At 67.3% G+C, this 19911-nt stretch carries 18 protein-coding genes; 8 read left to right on the forward strand and 10 right to left on the reverse strand.

All coding sequences use genetic code 11. The features are described 5' to 3' along the window. Window positions 1-223 precede the first annotated feature (223 nt). The 7 genes from BRO63_RS25855 (at window position 224) to BRO63_RS25885 (ending at window position 8131) form a co-directional block, all read left to right on the forward strand. Complete coding sequence (locus BRO63_RS25855; RefSeq protein WP_088142536.1) at window positions 224-922, forward strand: glutathione S-transferase N-terminal domain-containing protein; 699 nt, start codon at window positions 224-226, stop codon at window positions 920-922. Window positions 923-1133: 211 nt separating this feature from the next. Then, on the forward strand, window positions 1134-2480 hold the full coding sequence (locus BRO63_RS25860) for a c-type cytochrome (RefSeq protein WP_088142537.1): 1347 nt from the start codon (window positions 1134-1136) through the stop codon (window positions 2478-2480). Continuing rightward, window positions 2473-3381 carry a c-type cytochrome gene (locus BRO63_RS25865; protein WP_088142538.1) on the forward strand — a complete coding sequence of 303 codons (909 nt, stop codon included), beginning with the start codon at window positions 2473-2475 and terminating at the stop codon, window positions 3379-3381. The genes BRO63_RS25860 and BRO63_RS25865 overlap by 8 nt, the downstream gene beginning before the upstream one ends. A gap of 62 nt (window positions 3382-3443) precedes the next feature. Further along, window positions 3444-4370 carry a LysR family transcriptional regulator gene (locus tag BRO63_RS25870; RefSeq protein ID WP_013396277.1) on the forward strand — a complete coding sequence of 309 codons (927 nt, stop codon included), beginning with the start codon at window positions 3444-3446 and terminating at the stop codon, window positions 4368-4370. A 77-nt stretch (window positions 4371-4447) separates the two neighbouring features. Further along, complete coding sequence (tcuA, locus tag BRO63_RS25875; protein WP_088142539.1) at window positions 4448-5863, forward strand: FAD-dependent tricarballylate dehydrogenase TcuA; 1416 nt, start codon at window positions 4448-4450, stop codon at window positions 5861-5863. After that, on the forward strand, window positions 5850-7079 hold the full coding sequence (tcuB, locus tag BRO63_RS25880) for a tricarballylate utilization 4Fe-4S protein TcuB (protein WP_088142540.1): 1230 nt from the start codon (window positions 5850-5852) through the stop codon (window positions 7077-7079). Before tcuA ends, tcuB begins: the two co-directional genes overlap by 14 nt. 74 nt (window positions 7080-7153) lie before the next feature. Then, window positions 7154-8131, forward strand: a complete 978-nt coding sequence (locus tag BRO63_RS25885) for a Bug family tripartite tricarboxylate transporter substrate binding protein (protein ID WP_088142541.1) — start codon at window positions 7154-7156, stop codon at window positions 8129-8131. On the opposite strand, the gene BRO63_RS25890 is transcribed toward BRO63_RS25885, so the two are convergent. The 10 genes from BRO63_RS25890 to BRO63_RS25935 form a co-directional block, all read right to left on the reverse strand. Continuing rightward, window positions 8128-10572 (reverse strand): TonB-dependent siderophore receptor, encoded by a 2445-nt coding sequence (locus tag BRO63_RS25890; protein WP_088142542.1) that lies wholly within the window; start codon window positions 10570-10572, stop codon window positions 8128-8130. The genes BRO63_RS25885 and BRO63_RS25890 overlap by 4 nt on opposite strands. Before the next feature lie 107 nt (window positions 10573-10679). Further along, window positions 10680-11657, reverse strand: coding sequence for a DUF4880 domain-containing protein (locus BRO63_RS25895; protein WP_143219512.1), 978 nt, complete (start codon window positions 11655-11657; stop codon window positions 10680-10682). Then, window positions 11654-12166 carry a sigma-70 family RNA polymerase sigma factor gene (locus BRO63_RS25900; RefSeq protein ID WP_088142544.1) on the reverse strand — a complete coding sequence of 171 codons (513 nt, stop codon included), beginning with the start codon at window positions 12164-12166 and terminating at the stop codon, window positions 11654-11656. Before BRO63_RS25900 ends, BRO63_RS25895 begins: the two co-directional genes overlap by 4 nt. A 75-nt stretch (window positions 12167-12241) precedes the next feature. After that, window positions 12242-13651 (reverse strand): aminotransferase-like domain-containing protein, encoded by a 1410-nt coding sequence (locus BRO63_RS25905; protein ID WP_088142545.1) that lies wholly within the window; start codon window positions 13649-13651, stop codon window positions 12242-12244. Window positions 13652-13678: 27 nt separating this feature from the next. Next, window positions 13679-13822 (reverse strand): DUF2474 domain-containing protein, encoded by a 144-nt coding sequence (locus BRO63_RS25910; RefSeq protein ID WP_088142546.1) that lies wholly within the window; start codon window positions 13820-13822, stop codon window positions 13679-13681. Beyond that, window positions 13822-14829 carry a cytochrome d ubiquinol oxidase subunit II gene (cydB, locus tag BRO63_RS25915; protein ID WP_088142547.1) on the reverse strand — a complete coding sequence of 336 codons (1008 nt, stop codon included), beginning with the start codon at window positions 14827-14829 and terminating at the stop codon, window positions 13822-13824. Before cydB ends, BRO63_RS25910 begins: the two co-directional genes overlap by 1 nt. A 4-nt stretch (window positions 14830-14833) precedes the next feature. Beyond that, window positions 14834-16270, reverse strand: a complete 1437-nt coding sequence (locus BRO63_RS25920) for a cytochrome ubiquinol oxidase subunit I (protein WP_054452023.1) — start codon at window positions 16268-16270, stop codon at window positions 14834-14836. Window positions 16271-16573: 303 nt separating this feature from the next. Continuing rightward, window positions 16574-17266, reverse strand: coding sequence for an alpha/beta hydrolase (locus tag BRO63_RS25925; protein WP_088142548.1), 693 nt, complete (start codon window positions 17264-17266; stop codon window positions 16574-16576). An 81-nt stretch (window positions 17267-17347) separates the two neighbouring features. Further along, entirely contained in the window at window positions 17348-18226 is an 879-nt protein-coding gene (locus tag BRO63_RS25930) for an EamA family transporter (RefSeq protein ID WP_088142789.1), read from the reverse strand. Between the two features lie 20 nt (window positions 18227-18246). After that, window positions 18247-18864 carry a nitroreductase family protein gene (locus BRO63_RS25935; RefSeq protein WP_179215217.1) on the reverse strand — a complete coding sequence of 206 codons (618 nt, stop codon included), beginning with the start codon at window positions 18862-18864 and terminating at the stop codon, window positions 18247-18249. Window positions 18865-19002: 138 nt separating this feature from the next. Between BRO63_RS25935 and BRO63_RS25940 the strand changes: the two genes are divergently transcribed. Next, window positions 19003-19899: a LysR family transcriptional regulator gene (locus tag BRO63_RS25940; protein ID WP_088142550.1), complete on the forward strand. Its 897-nt coding sequence runs from the start codon at window positions 19003-19005 to the stop codon at window positions 19897-19899. Window positions 19900-19911 lie beyond the last annotated feature (12 nt).

Consider the following 19911-nt stretch of genomic DNA (forward strand, 5'->3'; position numbering starts at 1 on the left):
CTGCACACCATCATGCGCTGGGCAGTCATGCAGACCAGCAAGATCCCGGCGTTTCCGCCCGAAATCGAGGCCTCGCTGCAGCCAGAGCCGGGCGACAAGTACGTGCGCGATGCGTCGATGAATCCCGAGGACCTGCGCTAGGAGATTGCAGACGGCGGGGCGGCCGCCCGGATTTGCGCTAGGATTACCCCGACCATTCCGCCCCTCCCCCTGGAGCCCCCGCATGACCGACCTCAGCGCCTTTCCCATCACCAAGAAGTGGCCCGCCCGGCACCCCGACCGCATCCAGCTGTATTCACTGCCCACGCCCAACGGCGTGAAGGTGTCTATCCTGCTGGAGGAATCCGGGCTGCCCTACGAGGTCCACCGGGTCAGCTTCGACGCCCGGGACCAGTTTTCGCCCGAATTCCTGTCGCTCAGCCCGAACAACAAGATTCCAGCCATCCTCGACCCCAACGGTCCCGAGGGCAAGCCGCTGGGCCTGTTCGAGTCTGGCGCCATCCTGATCTATCTGGCCAGCAAGGCGGGCAAGTTCCTGCCGGCGGATACGGCGGGGCGCTACGAGACGCTGCAATGGGTCATGTTCCAGATGGGCGGCATCGGCCCGATGTTCGGCCAGCTGGGCTTCTTCCACAAGTTCGCGGGCAAGGACTATGAAGACAAGCGTCCGCGCGACCGCTACGCGGACGAATCCAAGCGCCTGCTGGCCGTGCTGGACCAGCGCCTGGAGGGGCGTGACTGGGTGATGGGCGACGAGTACACCATCGCCGACATCGCCATCCTGCCCTGGGTGCGCAATCTGGTGGGTTTCTACGGCGCGGGTGAATTGGTGGAGTTCTCGCGCTTCAAGAACGTCGCCCGCGTGCTGGAAGCCTTCGTGGCGCGTCCGGCGGTGGCCAGGGGCCTGACGATCCCCGCGTAGGCGACGGATCGCGCGGCCGCCGCAAGAGCGGCCGCAGTCTTCCGTTTTCGGCAGGCCGGCAGCGGGCTTGCGGCAAATCAAACAAGCCCGCAAGTTATATGTTTTTCGGTCATTAACTTATTACTGAAAGGCGTAAGCTTCCTCCATAAGCTGGACAGGCCGTACGAACACCCCGACGTGCACGCTGCCCAGCGTGCAACGGAGGGCAGTAATGAAGAGGATCGGGATCAAGGCCGCAGTGGTTCTGCTGGCGGCCGCGGGCCTGGCCATCGGCGGCGCGCAGCTGCTGACGGCGAATCGCAAGGCCGACGCGGCGGCGTCCGTCGACGTCAACGACAGGCGGCTGGCCGAGGCCGGCGCCTACATTGCGCGCACGGGCGACTGCGTGGCCTGTCACAGCGTGCCCAATGGCAAGCCCTTTGCGGGCGGCCTGGCGATGCAGACGCCGGTGGGCACCATCTATTCGTCGAACATCACGCCCGACAAGCAGACGGGCATCGGCGGCTACAGCTACGCGGATTTCAAGAACGCGGTGCAGCACGGCATCCGCAAGGACGGCACGCCCCTGTATCCGGCCATGCCGTACCCCTCGTACGCCATCATGCCGGACGCGGACGTCCAGGCGCTGTACGCCTACTTCATGTCGCAGGTCGAACCCGTCAGCCAACCCAGCGCGGATTCCACCATTCCGTGGCCGCTGAACATGCGCTGGCCCATGGCCTGGTGGCAGCTGCTGTTCGCGGGCAAGCGCGAGTTCGCGGCTCCGGCCGGCGCCGATGAAAAGCTGGTGCGCGGCGCCTATCTGGTCGAAGGCCCCGGCCATTGCGGCGCCTGCCACACGCCGCGCGGCCTGGCCTACCAGGAGCAGGCCCTGTCCCTGGCGGACGGCGACGCCTTCCTTTCCGGCGCCGTGATCGACGGCTGGCGCGCCAAGAGCCTGCGCGGCGAGGCCCAGGGCCTGCAATCCTGGAGCGCGCAGGACATCGAGTTGTTCCTGAAGACCGGCCGCACCGACAAGGTGGCGGCATTTGGCGCCATGGCCGACGTGGTCGAGCACAGCACGCGGTATTTCACCGATGGCGACCTCGCCAGCATCGCGGCCTATCTGAAGCAATTGCCCGCGGCCGGCGGCAAGCTCGCCGCCTTCCCGCCCAAGGCCGACAGCACCACCGCGTCCTTGCGCGATGGCCGCTACGACTCGCGCGGCGCGGTCATCTACATGGAGCAATGCGTGGTGTGCCATCGCGCCGACGGGCAGGGCATGGCGCGCATCTTCCCGGCGCTGGCCGGCAATTCGGCGGTGTTTGCGCAGAACCCGCAATCCATTATCCAGATCACGCTGGAAGGCGGCAGGATGCCGGCGAATGACATGGACGCCATGACGTTCGCGATGCCGGGCTTCAAGCACCTGAGCGACCGCGATATCACGGACGTGATCAATTTCATCCGCACGGGATGGACCAACCAGGCGCCCGACATCGTCGAGAAAGACGTCGCGCATATCCGCGAGTTCCTGGCCAGCAAGAAGCCGAACATCGGCGGAGGCAAGCATGAGTAAGCACATCAGGATCGCCGCGCTGCTGGCGGCAGTCGTCGCGGTGGGCGGCTGGACGGTCGCCACGGCGGAGCCCGAGGCCGCGGCGCCAGGCGCGCGCAGTACCTTTCCGGTGCTCGACAAGGACGGCAAGCGGCTGCCGGACTACACCATTCCGTCGGACACGCAGATCGCCTCGCAGCCCAATGCCGAGCAGATCAACTACGGCAAACGCCTCCTGACCGAGACTCGTCGCCTGCTGCCGCAGAACACCGGCGCCAGCCTGAACTGCAACAGCTGCCACGTGCAGGGCGGCAAGAAGCCCATGGGCGCGCCCTACATCAACACGGTCAACACCTTCCCGCAGTTCAATCCGCGCGCCAACCGGGTCGTGACGCTGGAGGACCGCATCAACGGCTGCTTCATGCGTTCAATGAACGGCAAACCGCTGGAGAAGGACTCGGCCGAGATGAAGGCCATGATTGCCTACATGAAGTGGCTGGCCCAGGACGTGCCGCACGGCGCCCGCGTGCAGATCGAGAACGCCTGGCCGATAGACACCAAGCTGGTGCCCGACCCGGTGCGCGGCAAGAGCCTGTACGCGGCCCAATGCGCCTCCTGCCACGGCGCCAACGGCGAGGGCAAGCGCGACCGTTCCGGCGATATTGCGTTCCCGCCCTTGTGGGGCGAAGAGTCCTTCAACATCGGCGCGGGCCTGGCGCGCACCTACAAGGCGGCCGCCTTCATCCGCAACAGCATGCCGATGGGCGTGAACACGCATGGCAGCTGGGGCGAGGGCGGCGTGCTGTCCGACCAGGACGCGGTGGACGTGGCTGAATACTTCACCCACATGCCGCGCCCGGATTTCGCAGGCAAGGACAAGGACTGGCCGCAGGGCAAGAAGCCGAAGGACGCGCGCTACTGAGGCGCGGCGGCCCAGCCTCTACAATCGGCCCTGTCATCCCTTATGGAAAGCCGGGGCCGCCCATGGAACTGCGCCAACTGCGTTACTTCGTCCGCGTCGTGGAGGCGGGCAGCATCGGCCGCGCCGCGCAGTCCATCGGCATGGTGACCTCGGCGCTCAGCCAGCAGATCAGCAGGCTGGAGGGCGAGTTGTCCACCCGGCTGCTGCGGCGCAGCGCCAGCGGCGTGGAGCCCACCGACGCGGGGCTGGCGTTTTTCCGCCAGGCGCAGCTTGCGCTGCGCCACGCCGACGATGCGGTGCACGCGGCGCAGCAGGCCAGGCTGGCGGGCCACGTCAGCGTGGGCCTGCCTTCCACCACCGCCGCCATCCTCGGCGCGCCCTTCGTGCAGGCCATGAATGAGCGTTATCCCGACATCCGCCTGCATCTGGTGGAGGCGCTGTCGGGCCATTTGAGCGACATGCTCAACGGCCGCCTGCTGGACCTGGCCATCGTGTTCCAGGCCGAATCCGCGCGCCGCTGGAGCATTACGCCTTTGCTGGACGAGCCGCTGTTCCTGCTGGCCCATCCCGGCATGCCGGGTTTGCCGGCAGGCGACACCACCCGCATCGAAGCCATTGCGCATCTGCCGCTGGTCCTGCCCAGCGGACGCCACGGGTTGCGGGCGCTGGTCAACCACGCGTACCAGCAGTCGGGCCGCGCGCCGCTGGTGGCGGTGGAGGTGGATGGCCTGCCGGTGCTGATGGACGTGGTGCAGCTGGGTCATGTGGCCACCATCCAGCCCAGTTCCGCCATGGCCAGGATCGCGCCAGGCCAGTTGCACATGGCGCGCATCGACGACGCCCACCTGTACCGTCCCAATCTGCTGGCCAGCCTGTCCGAGGACGAGCTGTCGCCCGCGGCCCTGGCCGCCCGCCTGGTGCTGGCGGATGTCTCGCGCACGCTGGCGCGCGCGGGCAAATGGCCGGTGGTGACCCTTCACGATTCATGAAGACCTGTTGACGCCTGGCTGATATCGGCGGACGCTTGCGCTGGCTACAGTCCGTTCCTTGGAAGAGGAACAATGGCATGGTCGATGTCTTGGTGGTGGGAGGGGGCAACGCGGCGCTGTGCGCGGCCCTGATGGCGCGCGAGGCCGGCGCCAGCGTGCTGCTGCTGGAAGCGGCGCCGCGCGAGTGGCGCGGCGGCAACTCGCAGCACACGCGCAATCTGCGCTGCATGCACGATGCGCCGCAGGACGTGCTGATCGAGGCCTACCCCGAGGAAGAATACTGGCAGGACCTGCTCAAGGTGACGGGCGGGCTGACCAACGAGCATCTGGCGCGCCTGGTCATCCGTGAATCCTCCACCTGTAGGGACTGGATGCGCCGCCACGGCGTGAATTTCCAGCCGCCGCTGTCGGGCGCGCTGCACGTAGCGCGCACCAACGCTTTCTTCATGGGCGGCGGCAAGGCCCTGGTCAACGCCTACTACCGCAGCGCCGAGGCGCTGGGCGTGCAGATCCGCTACGACGCCCCGGTAGACTCGCTGGAGCTGGACGGCGGGCGCTTCGTGGCCGCGCGCATCGGCGATGAACGCATCGAGGCGCGCGCCTGTGTGCTCGCGGCCGGCGGCTTCGAGTCCAACCGCGAGTGGCTGCGCGAGGCCTGGGGCCAGAACGAACGCGGCGAATGGCCGGCCGACAATTTCCTGATCCGCGGCACCCGCTACAACATGGGCGTGCTGCTGAAGTTCATGCTGGATGCGGGCGCGGACCGCATCGGCGATCCGTCGCAGTCGCATTGCGTGGCCATCGACGCGCGCGCACCGCTGTACGACGGCGGCATCTGCACGCGCATCGACTGCGTGTCGTTGGGCGTGGTAGTCAACCGCGAGGCTCGCCGCTTCTATGACGAAGGCGAGGACTTCTGGCCCAAGCGCTACGCCATCTGGGGCCGCCTGACGGCCATGCAGCCGGGGCAGATCGCCTATTCCATCATCGACGCCAAGGCCGTCGGCCGCTTCATGCCGCCAGTGTTCCCCGGCGTGCAGGCCGACACCTTGCCGGGACTGGCCGTGAAGCTGGGGCTGGATCCGGCGGTGTTCGAGCAGACGCTGCGCGACTACAACGCGGCCTGCCGCGTCGGCAAGTTCGACCATACCGCGCTGGACGACTGCCATACCGAGGGCCTGGCGCCGGCCAAGACGCACTGGGCGCGGCCCATCGACACCGCGCCGTTCTATGGCTATGCCTTGCGGCCCGGCATCACCTTCACCTACCTGGGCCTGAAGGTGGACGACACCGCCGCAGTCCGGTTCAACGACATGCCCAGCGACAACCTGTTCGTCGCGGGCGAAATGATGGCTGGCAATGTGCTGGGCAAGGGCTATACGGCCGGGGTGGGCATGTCCATCGGCACGGCCTTCGGCCGCATCGCCGGCACCCGGGCCGCCGCCGCCGCGCGCGGCCGGCACCACGCGGAAGCACGATATGAAGCAGCTTGAAGCCCTGGCGCGCGAGGCGCAGTCCTTTTCCACGCCGCATGCCGAGGCGGCGCCCGTCATGGCCGAGCAGCCGGTGCGCTGGCTAGGCAAACAGGCCAAGCCCCAGGCGGAGCTTCTGACCGGCGATGAAACCGAGGTCGCCCGCGTCATGCAGATCTGCAACGCCTGCCGCTATTGCGAAGGATTCTGCGCGGTGTTTCCCGCCATGACCCGCCGCCTGGAATTCGGCAAAGCCGATCTGAACTACCTGGCCAACCTGTGCCACAACTGCGGCGCCTGTTTGCACGCTTGCCAGTACGCGCCGCCGCACGAGTTCGCGGTGAACGTGCCGCAGGCCATGGCCCGGGTCCGGATGCAGACCTACACCGATTACGCCTGGCCCGCGGCGCTGGGCGCGCTGTACAAGCGCAATGGCCTGGTGTTGTCGCTGGCGACCGCCGCCGGTCTGGCGCTGTTCCTGACGCTGGCCGTGCTGATGGCGGGCGGCCTGTTCCACGAGCCGATGGCCGGCAACTTCTATGCCGTGTTCCCACACAACACGCTGGCGCTGATGTTCGGCGTGGTGTTCGGATTCTCGATGCTGGCCTTGGGCGTGGGCGTGACACGCTTCTGGCGCAATGTCAGCCCGGGGGCGGCCACGGGCGCGGCGGTGGCGGAGGCGGCGCACGACGCGCTGCGGTTGCGCTATCTGGACGGGGGGCATGGCAAGGGCTGCAACAACGCGGACGACGCCTTCACCTTGTGGCGCCGGCGTTTCCATCACTTCACGTTCTATGGGTTCATGCTGTGCTTCGCCGCTACCTGTGTGGCGACGCTGTACCACTATCTGCTGGACCTGCAGGCGCCGTATCCGTTCTGGAGTGCGCCGGTGCTGCTGGGCACTACGGGCGGCATCGGCCTGCTGATCGGGCCGGCGGGATTGCTGTGGCTGAACCTAAAGCGTCATCCGCAGCAGGGCGACGCGGCGCAAAAACCCATGGACCGTGGCTTCATTGCGCTGTTGTTCCTGACCAGCGCCACCGGCCTGGCCTTGTTGGCCGGCCGCGACGGCGGCGCGATGGCGCTGCTGCTGGCGATTCATCTGGGCGTGGTGATGGCGCTGTTCCTGACCTTGCCCTACGGCAAGTTCGCCCATGGCATCTACCGTTCTGCCGCGCTGCTGAAGTGGGCCATCGAGAAGCGCCAGCCCAACAAGCTGCAGCTGGGCTCGGACTGAAGGGCCGCGCAGCCGCGCGGCCATGACGGCGTCCGTCGACGGCGCCGCAACCGATAACAAACCAGGAGACTTCAATGTTCCGCACTTCCTTGCTGGCGCGCGCCGCGCTGGCCGCCTGTCTGCTGCCGGCCTTGCCGGCGGCGCAAGCCCAGGCCTTCCCCTCGAAGCCGATCACGCTGGTGGTGCCGCATTCCGCCGGCGGCACCTCGGACATCCTGGCGCGCACGGTCGCGGCCGAAGCTGCCAAGACCTTGGGGCAGACCATCGTCATCGACAACAAGGGCGGCGCCAACGGCACCATTGCCGCCAAGCAGGTGGCGACGTCCGCGCCGGACGGCTACACGCTGCTGCTGGCCACCGCCAGCACGCATGGCATCAATCCGTCCTTGTACTCGCGGATTTCCTACGATGCGGTGAAGGACTTCACGCCCGTGACGCTGCTGGCCACCGTGCCCAATGTGCTGGTGGTGGGCAAGCAGGTGCAGGCCGCCAATGTGCAGGAGCTGGTGTCCTACATCCAGTCGCAGGGCGACAAGATCAACATGGGCTCGGCCGGCGCGGGCACGCCCGGCCATCTGGCCGGCGAAATGTTCAAGAGCGCAGCGAAACTGCAGTTCACGCACATCCCCTACAAGGGCGGCAGCCCCGCCATCACCGACCTGATCGGCGGGCAGATCGACTTCATGTTCACGACCATTCCCGGCGTGCTGCCGCACGTGAAGGCCGGCACGCTGCGCGCGCTGGCGGTCACCTCGCCGCAGCGCTCGCCCGCCATGCCGGATATTCCCACCATGGCGGAATCGGGCCTGCCGGGCTTTCAGGCGGTGTCGTGGCACGGCATTGTCGCGCCGGCCGGCACGCCGGACGCGGTGGTCGCCACGCTGAACCAGGCCTTGAGCGCGGCGCTGGCGGCGCCGGCCGTCAAGCAGCGCCTGATGGAGGAGGGCGCGCAGGCTTCCAGTCTGAACACCGCGGCATTCGGCGCCTTCATCCAGAGCGAGATCGCGGCCTGGGCCAAGGCGGTCAAGGATTCGGGCGCGACGGCGAACTAGAACTTGTACCGCAGTTGCGCCAGCACGTTGCGCGGCGCGCCGTAGTACACGGAGTTGTAGTTGCCGATGCCGGAGTAGTAGGTCTTGTCCAGCACGTTGTTCAGGTTCACCGTCACGCGCAGGTCCTTGCTGAAGTCATAGGCGGCCATCAAGCCGAGCACGCCATAGCTGTCTTGCGTGAAGCGGCGGTTGGCGCCGTTGACGGACTGCGAGAAATAGGTGCCTCCTTGCCAGTGCACGTTGCCGCCCACCGTCAGGCGGTGCCAGTCTCCCGGCAGGCGATAGGTGGTGGCAAGCTTGAACAACTGCTCGGGCTGGGTCGTGCTGACGCGTTCGCCGTCCCGGTCGCGTGACCGGCTATAGGTGTAGCCTGCATGCAATTGCCAGCCTGGCAGCAATTCACCGGATATCTCCAGTTCGATGCCCCGGGTCGTCACGCCGGGCACGGCAATGTAGGCGGTGCCGCCGGTGGGCGTCATGGCGCCGCTGGGATCCAGTTCGGCGACGTTGTCCTGCTTGAGCTGGAACAGCGCGACGCTGGCGTTCAGCCGGCCGTCCAGGTATTCGCCCTTGGCGCCCACTTCCACGCTTTTGCCCGTCATGGGATCCAGCTGGCGATTGGAGGCATCGAAGTTGAAGGCCTGCGGCTTGAACACGTCGGTGTAGCTGGCATAGACGGTGTGATGGGAGTCCACATCGAACGTGACGCCGGCATACGGGATGAATTTGTTCTTCACCTCGGTGCCGTAATTGCCGCGAAAGCCGCTGCTGAAAACGGAATTCTGTTCCCAACGGTAGTCGGTGAGCCGTCCGCCCAGGATGAGCGCGAACCGGTCGGTGGGGTGCAGGACGGTGGCGCCATAGAGGATCTTCTGCGACACCTCGATATCATGGTCCAGCAGGCGCTTGTAGACGGTGGGCTTGAAGCTGTTGTTGTTCCAGTTGAAGGCGTCCTTGATGATCGTGTCGCTCAGGCCGTCGTCGCGCCGCGAGGTTGAATGCGTGCGCGCGGCGTTGTAGCCGAACACCAGGTCGTGGCGGCGGCCCAGCAACGAGTACATGCCGGAGGCCTGCAGGTCCACGCTGTTCTCGCGGGAGTCCGTATCGAACAGGCTGGCCTGGCCCAGGCTGTGGCTGATGCTGTGCGTCTTCGCGTCGATGAATGAACTGCCCATCCCCGCGATCAACTCGTTGGAGGAATAATTCCGATGCCCCGCGGCCAGCTTCAGTTGCCAGTCGTTGTCGAAGGTATGCGTGACGTCGGCGAAATAGCGGGTGGTCTCGTGATTGCGCCAAGTCCATTTGTCGGCGGGATTGGTCGAACGCGAGAAGCTCGCTTGCCGGCCGTCCGAGTAGAACGCGGGCAGGTGGATGTTGGAAGAGGCGTCGTTCTTGTTCTTTTGGTACTCGATACCCAGCGTCGCGGTCGTGCGCGGGGTGATGTCGGCTTCGACAATGCCGTAGAGCACGTCTTCGCGGGTCTTTGTGTAGTCGATGAAGCTGGCGCTGTCGTCCACCGCGGCGATCATCCGACCGCGGATCCTGCCGTTCTCGGCCAGCGATCCGCTCAGGTCCAGTTCGCCCCGATATTGGTCCCAGGAGCCGGCGCCGGCGGTGACGCTGCCCTGGAATTCGCGGGTGGGCCGCTTGCGGATCAGGTTGATGACGCCCGAAGGATAGCCGGCGCCATTGACCAGGCCCGTGGCGCCCTTGAGGATCTCGACGCGGTCGTAGATGACCGAGCTGCTGATGCTGTAGTTGTCGCGCACGTTGCCGCCGTCGCTGGACAGGCTGGGCAGGCCGTCGAACTGGAAATTCTGCAGCTGGAAGCCGCGGGAATAAAAGGCGTAGCCTTCGGAGTTGCTGCGGCTGACGACCACGCCAGGCGCCTGCTCCAGCGCGCCGGCAACGGTGACGATGCCCTGGTCCTCCATCTGCTGGCGCGTGATGACCGTCACGGACTGCGGCGTTTCGCGCAAGGACAGGCGCATGCGCGTGGCGGAGTTGGATTCCGGCACGGTGTAGGAACCCGTGCCTTCGCTGGGCGGGATGATGCTGCTGGCGGTGACCATTACCGGTTCCAGCGATGTCACGGCGCCGGCCGAGGGTTGCAGGCGCACGCTCAGCACTCCTGCCGGGGTGACGACGAGTTCCAGGCCGGTGCCTGCCAGGGCCTGCCGCGCCGCGGCTTCGGCGCTCAGCGCGCCGCGCACCGGCGCGGCTTGCCTGCCCGCGACGAGTTCCGCATTGGCCGAGATGGTGCGGCCGCTATGCAGCGAAATCCGGCTCAGCGTGTCCGCCAAGGGGGCAGCGGGCAGGTCATAGGACTGCGCGGCCTGGTGCGTGGGGGCGGTGTCCTGTGCAAGCACGGAGGGCGTCAGCGCGCAGGCGCTGAGGGCGCCGGCGACAAGCGCCGCGCTGCGGCTCAAGGGGAAATTCATGATTCAAGATGTCCGGCAAAAATGGGGGGTTTCGGTTGCGTCACAGGTAATGACGGATGCCCGATCCCAATCCCCTCATCGCCGCGGGGGGTATGCGCTTTTTTTTGTTATGCGGCGTCCACCAGCGTCAGCCACGGACCGTAGCGGCGGACCTGTATCGGCAGGGTTTCGCCCAGGGCCAGCAGGGTCTGGCGCGGGTCGTCCAGCGGAAACACGCCAAATACGCGCAGTGCCGCGGCTTCTGGCGACAGGCGGATCACGCCGGGTTGATAGGCGCGCAACTGCTCTATGACTTCGGCCAGGCGGGCATCGCGCACGCTGAGGATGCCGCTGCGCCAGCTGGCTTGCGCGGCATCGTCCCGTTGCCACGCGCGGTTGCGGTCGAAGGCCGCCGTGCCGGCTTGCGGCAGGGCCAGGGGGTTGCCGTGGTCGGGCTGCAGGACCAGCGCGCTTTCCAGGGCGCTGGCCATGGCGTAGGCGTCGAACTGGATCACAGCCAGATGCGATTCGCCGCCGGTCACGGCGCCATAGCGCGTTTGCACCACGAAGGGCCGGCTGTCGGAGCGGGTCTCGGCGTAGAGTCCCCCTTGGCGCAGCACGACCGTGCGCCGCATGCCGTCATAGTGCACATCGGCGGCCGAACGCGCGTTCAGCGTCAGCATGGTGCCGTCTTCCAGCGTGTAGGTCCGGCGTTCGCCCGTGTGAGTGGAGTAGGTTGCGGACAGTCCGGCAAGCGGAATGTAGCGGTCGGCCATCAAGGCGCCGGCCGACACGCCGGAAAACAGCATCGCCAGCTTCAGCACGCGGCGCCGGTCCAGGCCGCTGCCTTGCAGCAGGGCGGCGCGCGCCGCGCGGGCGGGTCCGGGAGCCGCTTCGGCCGCGCCGCGCAATTGGGCCAGCGGCTGGCGCATGATGCCGTCCACCTCGGCCCAGGCGCGCGCATGCTCCGGATGGCTGGCGAGCCAGCGCTCGAAGCGCTGGTGGTCTTGGTCGGTGGCCTGGCCGGATGTCAGCAGCACGATCCAGTCGACCGCGCGTTCCATCAGCGCGTCGCGGGCGGCGCCGGCCATGGAGGCGCCGCTCATGCCGCGTCGCGTGCGCGGCGCGACGCAATGCAATGCAGGAAGGCGCGCTTCACATGGCGTTCCACGGTCGCCAGCGACAGGCCCAGGGTTTGCGCAATGGCGGGATGGGTCATGCCGTCCAGCCGGTTCAGCAGGAAGGCGTGCTTGACCGGCACGGGCAGGCCATCCAGCAGATGGTCGATTTCCATGACCGCCTGCTTCAGCATGATCAGGGTTTCGGGCGACGCGGCGACCGGTTCCGGCTCCAGCGCAAGCGCTTGCAGATAACGCGCCTCGACATCGCGCGCGCGCCACAGGTCGATGGTCAGCCGGCGCGCCAGGGTCAGCAGGTAGGCGCGCGGTTCGGACAGGGGGGCGGCGGCGGGAGAGGTGAGGACGCGGACAAACGTGTCCTGCGTGAGGTCGGCGGCGTCGGCGCGGTTGCTGACGCGCCGGTTCAGCCAGCCGAGCAGCCAGTCGTGGTGATCCGCGTAAAGCCGGTGGACGTTCGTGTACGCGGGGGAATCCATGGATGGCGGGACAGCGATGGGTGTTAATAAGAATAACACTCATTTATAACGTGAATCGCCGGCCAGGACAACGGGCTAGCCCGCGAGCAGCTTGCCCAGCGTCGCCATGCCTTGCTCCATCTCCGGGTTCCAGGGATGTCCGCCGTTCAGGCGCAGGAAGTTGCCGAAGCCGCCGGAGGCCGAGAACAGCGGGCCCGGCGCGATGCTGATGCCGTGGTCGAGCGCGGCGCGGTGGACCTTGAGCGTGTCGATGTGCGCAGGCAGCTCCACCCACACGAAGTAGCCGCCCAGTGGCCGCGTGGCGCGCGTGCCCTTGGGGAAGTAGCGGGCGATGGCCTGCAGCAGCTCGCCTTGCTGCGAGGCCAGGGCCTGGCGGAACTGGCGCAGGTGGCGGTCGAAGCCGCCTTTTTCCAGATAGGCGGCGATGGCGGCCTGGGTGGGCGCGGCGGTCGCCAGGCTGGTGGTGAGCTTGTTGCGCATGATGCGCCGCGTGTAGCGGCCGGCGGCCACCCAGCCCACGCGATAGCCCGGCGCCAGCGTCTTGGAGAACGACGAGCAGTGCATCACGATGCCGTCGCGGTCGAAGGCTTTGGCCGGGCGCGGCCGCTGCTCGCCGAAATACAGCTCGCCGTAGACGTCGTCCTCGATCAGGGCCACGTCGTGGCTGGCCAAGAGCCGCACCAGCGCTTCTTTCTTGTCGTCGGGCATCAGGCTGCCCAGCGGATTCTGGAAGGTGGTCATGAGCCAGCAGGCTTTGGGACGGTGGCGCAGGATGGCCTGTTCCAGCGCTTGCAGGTCCATGCCTGCGCGCGGATGCGTGGCGACTTCGATGGCGTGCAGGTGATTGCGCTCCAGCGATTGCAGCGCGGCGTAGAAGGTGGGGGACTCCACGATGACCGCGTCGCCGGGATTGGTGACCGCCGCCAGGCTCAGGTTCAGGGCGTCCAGCGCGCCGTTGGTGATGATGATGTCGTCCACCGGCACGGACATGCCGTCGGCCAGGTAGCGCAGCGCGATGGCGCGGCGCAGCGCGGCATCGCCCGGGCTGAGGTCGTCGATGGAACCCCAGGGATCCAGGCGCTGCACCGTGGCCGCCATGAACTTCGCCAAGCGTCCGTAGGGCAGCAGCGAGGGGCTGGGAAAGGCCGAGCCGAAGGGCAGCATGTCGCGGCGCAAGGTGGCGTTGAGCACTTGCAGCACGTTGTCGCTGACGTCCACCGGATGGCGTCCGGCGCTGGCGCTGGACAGGCCGTCCAGCTCCGGCAGCGTGGCATGCGGCGCGCGCAGCACGTAGTAGCCGGAGCGGTCGCGCGCGCGGATCAGGCCGCGCGCCTCCAGCAGGTAATAGGCCTTGAACACCGTCGACGGGCTGACCCCGCGGCTGGCGCTGGTCTGCCGCACCGAGGGCAGGCGGTCGCCCGCCTGCAGCAGGCCCGATCGGATCGAGGCGGTGATTTCTTCTGTCAGCCGTTCATAGCGCTTCATGGGGCGGGTCCGTTTGCGTGGGTCGTATCAGGTAGACATGCCGATCGATTTCATCACCAGGCGCAGCGCATAGGCCGCCACGCCCAGCGCCGCGACGCTGCATGCCCAGATCATCGCCAGCCAGAGCAGGCGGCTGCGCCACGAGGGCAGGGAGGGTTGGGATCCGTTCATCAGTGGAACTCCTCGCCAAGGCGCACCTTGCCCCGGAACACGTAGTACGACCAGGCGGTGTACATGAGAATAATCGGAATGATCGCCAGCGCTCCCACCAGCGCGAAGCCCAGGCTTTGCGGCGGGGCGGACGCGGTCCAGATGGACACGTCCGGCGGGATGATGGCGGGCCAGATGCTGATGCCCAGGCCGCTGTAGCCCAGGAACAGCAGCGCCAGCGACAGCACGAAGGGGCCGGCGTTCGGCATGCCCTTGACGCGGCGGATGAGATCGAAGCCGGCCACGGCGACCAGCAGCGGCACCGGCAGGAACCAGAACATATTGGGCAGGCTGAACCAGCGCTGTGCGATCTGCGGCTGCGCCAAGGGCGTCCAGAGGCTGAGCGCCGCGATCACGGCCAGCAGCAGCAGCGTGAGCGTACGGGCGATGTCGCACATGTGGCGGTGCAGGCGGCCCTCGGTCTTCATGATGAGCCAGGTGCAGCCCAGCAGCGCGTAGGCCACCACCAGCCCCACGCCGGTGAACAGCGAAAAGGGGCTGATCCATTCCCAGGCGCCGCCTTGATAGGCGCGGTCCACCACCGGGATGCCTTCGATGTAGGCGCCCAGCGTCACGCCCTGGAAGAAGGTGGCGCACACGGAACCGAGCACAAAGGCGCGGTCCCACAGCGGGCGGTGATGCTCGTCGGCCTTGAAGCGGAATTCGAACGCCACGCCGCGGAAGATCAGGCCCAGCAGCATGAATACCAGCGGCAGGTGCAGCGCGCTCAGGATCACCGAGTAAGCCAGCGGGAACGCGGCCATCAGGCCGGCGCCGCCCAGCACCAGCCAGGTCTCGTTGCCGTCCCACACGGGCGCCACGGTGTTGACCATGACGTCGCGTTCCTCGCGGTCGTTAATCAGCGGAAAGAGGATGCCGATGCCCAGATCGAAGCCATCCATGATTACGTACATCATCACGCCAAACAGGATGATGACGGCCCATACCAGTGCTAGATCGATGCCCATGGCCTCAGACTCCCGAATGCTTGCGTTGCGCGGGCTCGATGCCCGCCAGGGTGGAGGCGGCCGACAACGGCCGCGACGGCTGGCGCGGTTCGCCCGGGCCGCCCGACAGGGGCGCGTGGCCGGGGGCGGGGCTGGGACCCATGCGGATCAGGCGCAGCATGTACGAGACGCCGGCGCCGAACACCAGCAGGTACACCACCACGAACAGCGCTAGCGTCAGCGTCAGTTCGCCCAAGCCGTGCGGCGTGGCGGCGTCGGCCGTGCGCATGACGCCGTACACCACCCAGGGCTGGCGGCCGATTTCCGTCACGTACCAGCCGGCCAGGATGGCGATCAGCCCGGACGGTCCCATCCACAACGCGAAGCGGTGCAGCCAGCGCGATTCGTATAGCCGGCCGCGCCAGCGCGACCAGGCGGCCCAGAGGGCCAGGGCGATCATCAGCATGCCCAGGCCCGCCATCACGCGGAACGACCAGAACACGGCCGTGGCGTTGGGCCGGTCTTCGGGCGGATAGGACTTCAGGCCCGGGAACTGGCCGTCCCAGCTGTGCGTGAGGATCAGGCTGCCCAGGCGTGGGATATTGACCGCGTAGCGCGTTTCCTCGCGTTCCATGTCGGGGATGCCGAACAGCGTCAGCGGCACGCCGGCGCCGGGTTCATTTTCCCAATGGCCTTCGATGGCCGCAATCTTGGCGGGCTGGTGCTTCAGCGTGTTCAGGCCGTGGAAGTCGCCCACCACGGCTTGCAGCGGGGCCACCAGCAGCAGCATGCCCATGGCCATCGCGAACATCTTCTTCACGGCGGGGCTGCGGTCGCCGCGCAGCATGTGCCAGGCGCCGGAAGCGCCCACCATCAGCGCGGTCGCCAGGAAGGCGGCGATGCCCATGTGCGCCAGGCGGTAGGGGAAGGACGGATTGAAGATCACGGCCAGCCAGTCCGTGGGCACCACGCGCCCGTCCAGGATTTCGTAGCCGGCGGGCGTCTGCATCCAGCTGTTGGAGGCCAGGATCCAGGTGGCCGACACCAGCGTGCCCAGCGCCACCATGACAGTCGAAAAGAAGTGCAGGCCCGGCCCGACCCGCGACCAGCCGAACAGCATCACGCCCAGGAAGCCGGCCTCCAGGAAGAAGGCGGTCAGCACTTCATAGGCCAGCAGCGGTCCGGTCACGCTGCCGGCAAAGTCAGAGAAGAAGCTCCAGTTAGTGCCGAACTGATAGGCCATCACCAGGCCGGACACCACGCCCATGCCGAAGTTGACGGCGAAGATCTTGGTCCAGAAATGGTAGAGGTCGCGGTAGACGGTGTTGCGCGTGCGCAGCCACAGGCCTTCGAGCACGGCGAGATAGCTGGCCAGGCCGATGGTGATGGCGGGGAAGATGATGTGAAACGAGATGGTGAAGCCGAACTGTATTCGGGCAAGCAATAGCGCGTCGCTATCCATGGCGGTATTCCTGACTTCTTCGCCAGCGCGCCTCAACCGCCACAAGACGGCGTGCGCTGACGGGTGTTTGACCTACACCGTGAAGTTAGAGCCGCAGCCTGAATCAGTACAGATTCAGAACAAGAAGAAAAAAGCGGATCAGTTTTGGTGAATTACCAGGACGGAATCGACTTTTCATAGGGAAACTATCTGTGCTGCAACTCCTGGTCAGATCGTGGAGTTACAAAAAAAGCAGCACAGAAAAGGCGGCTGCGTCCCCTGATATGCTCGTTTGGAGACGCAGGCCGCCGGGCGCCGCCGTGGTCAAGACGCGGCGCGCGCCGCCTCGTCGATCAGGGCGGCCACCTCGCTGGCGCGGGACGCGAGCGATGCGTGGCTGGCGTCCAGGGTGATGGTCTTGCGCGTATTCATGCGCGCGGCCATCCGCGTCTGGTTCTCGGGAGCGATCATCCGGTCCTGGCTGGAGATCTGGTACCAGGACGGCTTGCTGCGCCATGCGGGGACGGACACCGTTTCGCCGAAGGCGCTGGCCAGGGGCGCCTTCTGCGTGACGGCCATGACCAGGCCCTCGTCGGCGGACAGGTCCTGGCAGAAACTCTCGTGGAACTTGTCAGGGCGCAGCCACAGGTAGCCGTCGCTGTCGGGCGCCAGATTCGGCGCGGCGGCCGGCAGGTGCTCCTGCGTGATGCCACCGGGACTCTCGCCCGCGTCCGGGGCGAAGGCGGCGATGTACACCAGGCCGGCCACGTTGGGCTGATTGCCGGCTTCGCTGATGACGGCGCCGCCGTACGAATGGCCCACCAACAGCACGGGGCCCTTTTGCTGCGCAATCATCTTGCGCGTGCGTTCGGCGTCATCGGCCAGGGACGTCAACGGCATTTCCACGGCGTGCAGGTCTTGGTAGCCCTTGCGCGCCAGCTCCAGGATGACCCGGGTCCAGTGGGCGGCGCCGCCCCAGAAACCGTGGACAAGAATGATGCTGGGTTTGCTGCTCATGGTGCGGCTCCTTCCTTGGGATGGAGCACCGATCATGCGCGAGCCGCGCCGGCGCCGCTATCTGTTTTGCGTGCCGGTGTGTTACAGCGGCCGCGGCGCTGACGCGGCGGCAGCAGGGCGTTGGGTGCGCTGGCTCAGCCACACGCTGGCGACCACGATCGCCATGCCGGCGATCTGCGCGGCGCTCAGTTGCTGGCCCAGGATGCCCCAGCCCAGCAGCACGGCGGTAATGGGACTGAGAAAGCCCAGCGAGGACACCACGGCCGGTTCCAGCCGCGCCACGCCCCGGAACCAGAGCACGTAGGTCAGCGCCGCGCCGATCAGGCCCAGGTAGGCGATGCCGGCCACGTTCAGCGCGGAGAGCGGCGGCAGGGCGGGTTCCGCCGCGAGCGCCAAGGGCACCAGCAGGATGCCGCCCGCCGTCAGCTGCCAGGAGGTGAAGGTGAGCGCCGATACCGGCGGCTGCCAGCGCCGGCTGAGCACCGTGCCCAGCGCCATCGAGGCGGCGCTGACCAATCCGGCCGCGATGCCCACGGGGTCCAGCGCGGCCTTGGGCGTCAGCACCAGCAGCGCCACCCCGCCCAGGCCGCCCAGCGCCGCCAGCACCGACAGGCCGCGCACGGGCGTGCCCAGCAGGCTGCGCGCCAGCAGGATCACCACCAGCGGCTGGATCGCGCCCAGCGTGGCGGCCACGCCGCCGGGCAGGCGATAGGCCGCCACGAACAGCAGGGCCCAGAAAACGGAGAAGTTCAGCGCGCCCAGGATGAAGGCGCGCAGCCACCAGATGCCCTGCGGCAGCTGGCGCACGGCCAGCAGCAGCAAGAGACCTGCGGGCAGGGCGCGCAGCATGGCGACCGTCAGCGGGTAATCCTGCGGCAGCATCAGGGTGGTGACGACATAGGTGCTGCCCCAGATGGCGGGCGCCAGGGCAGTCAACAGCAGATCGGAACCGCGATTCATGGTCATGCTCCGGCAGGGGCTCAGGCGAGTTCAAGCACGTCGTTGACGGGGCGGCGCGGCTTCTGCGGCCAGTTGCCTTCCTGGGCGTAGCCCATGGCGACCAGCATGACCGGCACTTCCTCCTGGCGCAAGCCGAAGGCCTGGGCCACGCCGGCGGCGTCAAAGCCGGTCATCGGGCTGGCGGCCAGGCCCTGGGCCTGGCCTGCCAGCATCAGGGTGGAGGCGCCGAAGGTGGCGCTGCGCACCGCTTCGTCGCGCCGGGTCTGCGGCGAATCGGCGTAGAGGCGGCTGGCCGCGGCTTCCCATGACGGGACCATGGCCGCCGGCATGAAGCCCGCGTCCACCGAGGGCTGTAGGCGGTCGGCCATCCAGGCGGCCTGGGGCAGCACGCCCAGCACGATGAAGGTCACCGCCGATTCGCTGACCTTGGGCTGGTTCCATGCCAGCTCCCGCAGCCGGCGCTTGCCCTCCTGGCTGCGCACGGCGATGAAGCGCCAGTTCTGCAGATTGAAGGCGGTGGGGGCGCGGGTGGCCCAGGAAATCAGGGTGTGGATATCGTCGTCGTCCACGCCGCGGGCGGGATCGAAGAAGTTGGCGGAAACGCGTTGCGCGATTGCGTCGGTCAGGGCGTGGTTCATGGCTGCCATCCTTGGGATTTGCTGAGATTGCCGGCTCGCGACAGGCGCGCCGTCTCCATGCCCACAGGCTAATTGAATCCTGATTTGGCGATAATATCCAATTCAATGGCAATATCATTCACCAAAAGTGAATAATCAATGGATCATCTGACGGCGCTGAGAGTGTTCAGGCAAGTGGTGGAGCGTGGCGGCTTCGCGGCCGCGTCGCGGCAGATGGGCCTGTCGCCCGCGGCGGTCAGCAAGAACATTGCCGAACTGGAAAGCCACCTCGCGGCGCGGCTGCTCAATCGCACCACGCGCCGCATGAGCCTGACCGAAGCCGGCGCGCGCTATTACGACCAAGTGGCCCGCATCCTGGACGACCTGAGCGAAGCCGAGCAATCGCTGGGGCCCTTGCAACAGGCGCCGTCGGGCACCTTGCGGGTCAGCGCGCCCATGTCGCTGAGCCTGGTCCGGCTGTCCGCCGTCATGCCGCGCTTCCTGGAACGCTATCCGCAGGTATCGCTGGACCTCAACCTGGAGGACCGGCGCATCGACATCGTCAAGGAAGGCTACGACCTTGCGATCCGCGGCACCGACAGGCTGGAGGATTCCAGCCTGGTGGCGCGCAAGCTGATGACGCTGGACCATGTGCTTTGCGGCGCGCCGGCCTATTTCGAGCGCCACGGCCTGCCGGCCTCGCCCCTGGCGCTGCGCGGCATGGAGTGCGTGCAGTTCACCTTGTCGGGCCATGCGGACGAATGGACCTTCAAGCGCGCCGGCGAGACCGAGCGCGTGCCGGTGCGCGGGCGCTACAAGGTGAGTTCCAGCCTGGCGGTGCGCGATGCCCTGCGCGCGGGCTTCGGCGTCAGCCTGGTGCCGCGCGTGTACGTGCAGCAGGACCTGGACAGCGGCGCGCTGCGGGCGGTGCTGCAGGACTGGCAGCCGGATGAAACCTACGTTTACGCGGTATATCCGTCGCGCCGCCACATGGTGGCCAAGGTGCGCGCCTTCGTCGACTTCCTGCTGGAAGAGCTGGGCGCGCCGCGGGAATGAGCCGCGGCGGCC

The sequence above is a fragment of the Achromobacter xylosoxidans genome, from assembly GCF_002192695.1.
GTDB lineage: Bacteria > Pseudomonadota > Gammaproteobacteria > Burkholderiales > Burkholderiaceae_B > Achromobacter > Achromobacter xylosoxidans_C.